General features: G+C 73.5%; 4 protein-coding genes. 3 read left to right on the top strand and 1 reads right to left on the bottom strand.

Going from position 1 to position 4,206, the window contains the following annotated elements:
- Positions 1-660 precede the first annotated feature (660 nt).
- Positions 661-1,881 (top strand): acetyl-CoA C-acetyltransferase, encoded by a 1,221-nt coding sequence (locus ACFXB5_RS32290; RefSeq protein ID WP_385214485.1) that lies wholly within the window; start codon positions 661-663, stop codon positions 1,879-1,881.
- Positions 1,882-2,276: 395 nt separating this feature from the next.
- Complete coding sequence (locus ACFXB5_RS32285) at positions 2,277-3,209, top strand: hypothetical protein (RefSeq protein WP_385214482.1); 933 nt, start codon at positions 2,277-2,279, stop codon at positions 3,207-3,209.
- Positions 3,210-3,341: 132 nt separating this feature from the next.
- Here ACFXB5_RS32285 and ACFXB5_RS32280 read toward each other — a convergent pair whose 3' ends face one another.
- On the bottom strand, positions 3,342-3,683 hold the full coding sequence (locus tag ACFXB5_RS32280; RefSeq protein WP_385214479.1) for a hypothetical protein: 342 nt from the start codon (positions 3,681-3,683) through the stop codon (positions 3,342-3,344).
- A gap of 119 nt (positions 3,684-3,802) precedes the next feature.
- On the opposite strand from ACFXB5_RS32280, the gene ACFXB5_RS32275 reads away from it, so the two are divergent.
- Complete coding sequence (locus tag ACFXB5_RS32275) at positions 3,803-4,033, top strand: DUF4287 domain-containing protein (protein ID WP_037954490.1); 231 nt, start codon at positions 3,803-3,805, stop codon at positions 4,031-4,033.
- The last annotated feature ends 173 nt before the right edge of the window (positions 4,034-4,206 follow it).

Raw genomic sequence — 4,206 nt, 5'->3', positions numbered from 1 at the left:
CAGCCAGGGGGCCGGGGCGAGTCCGCAGCCAGGGGGCCGGGGCGAGTCCGCAGCCGGGGGGCCGGGGCGAGTCCGCAGCCTGCGCCAGGGGCGGGGCCAGGGCCTGGAGCCAGGGCCGGGGGGCCGGAGCGGGTCCGCAGCCGGGGGGCCGGGGCCAGGCCAGGGGCCGGAGCCAGGGGCCAGGGGCCAGGGGCCAGGGCCGGGGCCCGGGGCCAGGACCGGGGCCCGGGGCCGCTGCCGGGGGGCCGGAGCGGGTCCGCAGCCTGCGCCAGGGGCCGGGGCCAGGGCCCGGAGCCCGGGGCCGCGGCCGGGGGGCCGGAGCGGGTCCGCGGCCGGGGGGCCAGGGCCGGGGCCTACCGACCGGACCACGCCGGGGCCCACCGACACGGCCACGCCAAGGGCCACCGACCGGAGCACACCGAGGCCCACCGACACGGGCGTGCCGAGGGCCACCGGCCGGGCCGTGCCGGGGGACATCGACCCCCAGCGAATCCTGGTGACGCCCCGGGAGGGGCTCCGCATCCCGGGCCACTGAGCGTACGCTTGGAAAAAAGAGTCCCGCGTCACAGCCCGCACCCCGTGACCCTGCCGATACGTACGGGTAACTTCCCTCAGAGCCCCGCCCGCACCCCGCCCGCACCCCGCCCTCATGGAGCCGTGATGCCCGAAGCAGTGATCGTCTCTGCCGCCCGTTCCCCCATCGGCCGCGCCTTCAAGGGTTCGCTCAAGGATCTGAGGCCGGACGACCTCACGGCCGAGATCATCCAGGCCGCGCTCGCCAAGGTCCCCGAGCTCGACCCCCGCGAGATCGACGACCTGATGCTCGGCTGCGGGCTCCCCGGCGGCGAGCAGGGGCACAACCTGGGGCGGATCGTGGCCGTGCAGATGGGGATGGACCACCTCCCCGGCTGTACGATCACCCGCTACTGCTCCTCCTCCCTCCAGACCTCGCGGATGGCGCTGCACGCCATCAAGGCGGGCGAGGGCGACGTCTTCATCTCGGCGGGCGTCGAGATGGTCTCGCGGTCGAAGAAGGGCAGCTCGGACGGGCTGCCGGACACCCACAACCCGGTGTTCGCGGAGGCCGAGGCCCGTACGGTCGCGCGCGCCGAGCAGGAGGGCTCCGACTGGCACGACCCGCGCGAAGACGAGCTGCTGCCCGACCCGTACATCGCGATGGGCCAGACGGCCGAGAACCTGGCCCGGCTCAAGGGGGTCACCCGCGAGGAGATGGACGAGTTCGGCGTGCGGTCCCAGAACCTCGCCGAGGAGGCCATCAAGAAGGGCTTCTGGGAGCGCGAGATCACCCCGGTGACCACCCCCGACGGCACGGTCGTCAGCCAGGACGACGGCCCCCGCGCGGGCACCACCCTGGAGGCGGTGCAGGGCCTGAAGCCGGTCTTCCGCCCCGACGGCCGGATCACCGCGGGCAACTGCTGCCCGCTCAACGACGGCGCCGCGGCGCTGGTGATCATGTCCGACACCAAGGCCCGGGAGCTGGGCGTGACCCCGCTGGCGCGGATCGTGTCCACCGGCGTCACCGGCCTCTCCCCCGAGATCATGGGCTACGGCCCGGTCGAGGCGTCCAAGCAGGCGCTGGCCCGCGCCGGGATGTCGATCGGCGACATCGACCTGGTGGAGATCAACGAGGCGTTCGCCGCGCAGGTCATCCCGTCCTACCGCGATCTGGGCATCGACCTGGACCGGCTCAACGTCAACGGCGGCGCGATCGCCGTGGGCCACCCCTTCGGCATGACCGGCGCCCGGATCACCGGCACGCTGATCAATTCGCTGCAGTTCCACGACAAGCAGTTCGGCCTGGAGACCATGTGCGTCGGCGGTGGCCAGGGCATGGCCATGGTCATCGAGCGCCTGAGCTAGCAGGCGCCTGGCGGATCTTGCCCGGCAGATCCTTCGCGTCCCCGCCCCAGATCCCGGGGTCTGGGGCGGAGCCCCAGTTGTGGGAAGGGGCGGGGAGGGGAGCAGCCCGCCGCAGGCGGCACACACGGCTGAGCCGATCCGCGGAGCCGGGCCGGGCCGGGCGCGTCGTAGCGCGTCTGCGACACTGGTTCGATCCGGGCCGTGACCGAATCTCCCCCAGGATGTGACAAAAGTCCTGGGGGAGAGCCATCTGCCCAGCTCAGCACCGGTGTCCAAGGGCCCGCCCGGTACCGAATTCTGCCCATTTGGTGATGGTATGCACTGACGTCGAGAGGCGATGAGCCTCAAGCTGAGGTAGGAATTCGGGGGATCTACAGCCAACCGGGAGTACGTCAGTGAGCCCCACGAGTCTTGTCCTCCTCCTGGCCGCGGTGACCGCCACGGCCGTAGGGGCGGCCGCCCTGCACACCGCGCGCGGTGTGCGCCGGCAGATCAGTGAGCTGCGCGCCGAGCTCGCGGCCACCGTGGCCGCCGGTGCCCGGACGGGCGGCGGCGGAGGCGGAGGCGGCGGCGAGGAGGGCGGCGCGGCGGTGCCCGCACCCCGCGCCACCCCGGCCGCCGAGATACGCGCGGCCGTCGCCGACGCGCTGGCCGAGGAGCGGGAGCGCGAGCTGGCCGAGGCGCGGGCGTTCTGGGCCGCCCAGGAGGCCAGGGACTCCGCCGGAGCGGCCGACGCCCACTCGCTGCTGAGCGGGCCGGGCGGGTTCGAGGACGCCTCCCAGGACGCGCAGCTCTTCGTGCCTCGCCAGGCGGACCTGGCCGGGCTCGAACCGCTGCTCGGGCTGGACGCGCTGGGCCCCGAGGCCATGGACTCCGGCGGGGACCAGGAGCCCGAGGTCGAGTCCGAGGTGGAGCTGGAGCTGGGCGCCGGGGCGGAGCCCGCGGCCGAGCCCCGGGAGTCCGCCGAGCTGGCGGCGGCCCGCCGTCGCCATCCGTCCCACCCCGACTTCGCCCCGTCGTCACCGGTCGCGGACCACGACCGTACGGTGAGCCGGCTCACCGAGCTGGCCGACGCCCGCACCCCGCTGTCCGATGTGCGGCCCGGCCCCCTCGGCACCCTCGATGTCTACGTCTTCGCCGACGGCACCACGATCTGTATGACCCCGGGCCACCGGGAGACCGCTGAGCGGCTGGCGGACGCGCTGCGCGAGGGCACCGCCCCGGTGCTGCTCGGCGGCTCGGGCGTCTCCGGTGCCTATGCGCTCACTTTCGGTTGCGGCGAGGAGAACGTGTACGTCCTCGCCGACCGCGTCATCGCCTCGCTGTAGCTGTAGCCGTAGCCGTAGGGGGCACATCGCCCCGCCGTAAGCAGGCCCTCATGCCTTGAGCAGGCCCTCATGCCTTGAGCAGGCCCTCAGGCTGCAAGCCGGGCCCTCAGGCCTTGAGCGGGCCGCGGGCCCTCAGACGCCGCAGCGCCCCGCCGCCTCCGCCACGAGTGCCACCGCCTCGGCGGCCCCCCGCGCCGTATCGCCGCCCCCGGCGCCGCCCGGCGCACGCTCCAGCGCGTGCACCAAGTCATGTCCGGCCACCGCCACCTGGTCGGCGACCACGAACAGCCCCGCGTCCGGCATGATCCGCGGCGGGGTTCCCGGCTCCTCGAGCCGCTGTGCGCGCACCGACAATTCCCTAGCCAGGGCCAGTCCTTCGGCCGCGGCGCCCGCGCGCAGCCGGGACTGCGGAAGGGCGCGCAAGCGGTCGGCGAGCCGGTCGACGGCGGTCAGGAGGGGGGAGACATCATCCACGCTCCGAGCGTATGCGCCACTGAGGGACTGTTGCCAACGGGCGAACACTCAGGCACGGTGAGCTGAAGGAAACCCGGGCCAGCGATCCGGGTCCGGCATGGAAGCGTCCGGAGGCGCCGATGTCCCAAATCTTCTCCGACGAGACTCACCGGAACCTACTCTCCCGCATCCCCCAGTGCACGGGCCGTGAAGTCGCCGACTGGCTGCGCACGGTCGACGAGGGCCCCGCTTTCTTCCGATTCGAGGAGAAGGTCAGCTGGCTGCGCGGCGAGCACCAGCTCGCCTACGGCCATGCGAAGGCGATCATCCATGAACACGACTTGAGGCGTGCGGCACGCAAGCTGCTGTAGCCGCTGCCCGGAGGCAGAAGCGTGTATGACAGACCCACCGAACGGGGCGGCTTAAGCCGCATAGGAAGAAGGGCCCGCGGGGGGGGTTGGCCCCGCCGGGCCGGGCGCCCGCGAGTGAAGGTGGGAAGCTGACCCCGGCTGCGTGATAGAAAAAACAGACCCCCGAGACAGAC

It is taken from the genome of Streptomyces sp. NPDC059455 (genome assembly GCF_042750115.1).
Taxonomy (GTDB): Bacteria; Actinomycetota; Actinomycetes; order Streptomycetales; family Streptomycetaceae; genus Streptomyces; species Streptomyces endocoffeicus.
This window is presented reverse-complemented; position numbering and strand designations above follow the sequence as displayed.

What these genes read in the sequence shown, in the direction of transcription:
- ACFXB5_RS32290 (WP_385214485.1), top strand. Translation starts at nt 661, where the DNA reads ATGCCCGAAGCAGTGATCGTCTCTGCCGCCCGTTCCCCCATCGGCCGC.
- ACFXB5_RS32275 (WP_037954490.1), top strand. Translation starts at nt 3,803, where the DNA reads ATGTCCCAAATCTTCTCCGACGAGACTCACCGGAACCTACTCTCCCGC.